Raw genomic sequence first — 611 nt, forward strand, 5'->3', positions numbered from 1 at the left:
GGTACTGAAGGCGCTATCGTTTCGTTCAAAGCCAAATACGGTAACTACATCGGCGGCGAGTTCGTCGCGCCTGTCAAAGGTCAGTACTTCACCAATACCTCGCCAGTAAATGGCCAACCGATTGCCGAATTCCCGCGTTCCACGGCTGAAGACATCGACAAAGCCCTGGACGCCGCCCACGCCGCTGCCGATGCCTGGGGCGCCACGTCCGTCCAGGCACGCTCCCTGATCCTGCTGAAAATCGCCGACCGCATCGAACAGCACCTGGAAACCCTGGCGATCACCGAATCCTGGGACAACGGCAAGGCCGTGCGCGAAACCCTCAACGCCGACATCCCGCTGGCCGCCGACCATTTCCGCTACTTCGCCGGCTGCCTGCGCGCCCAGGAAGGCAGCGCCGCGGAAATCGACGGCAACACCGTGGCCTATCACATCCATGAACCCCTGGGCGTGGTCGGGCAGATCATCCCGTGGAACTTCCCGATCCTGATGGCCGCCTGGAAACTCGCCCCGGCCCTGGCCGCCGGCAACTGCGTGGTACTCAAGCCGGCCGAGCAAACCCCGCTGGGCATCACCGTGCTGGTCGAGCTGATCGGCGACCTGCTGCCACC

General features: G+C 63.8%; 1 protein-coding gene. It reads left to right on the plus strand.

Going from position 1 to position 611, the window contains the following annotated elements:
- Window positions 1–611 (plus strand): aldehyde dehydrogenase family protein (locus PMI35_RS00005; RefSeq protein ID WP_008066791.1); only part of this gene is annotated, 611 nt, incomplete at both ends.

This window comes from Pseudomonas sp. GM78 (assembly GCF_000282475.1).
Lineage (GTDB): Bacteria > Pseudomonadota > Gammaproteobacteria > Pseudomonadales > Pseudomonadaceae > Aquipseudomonas.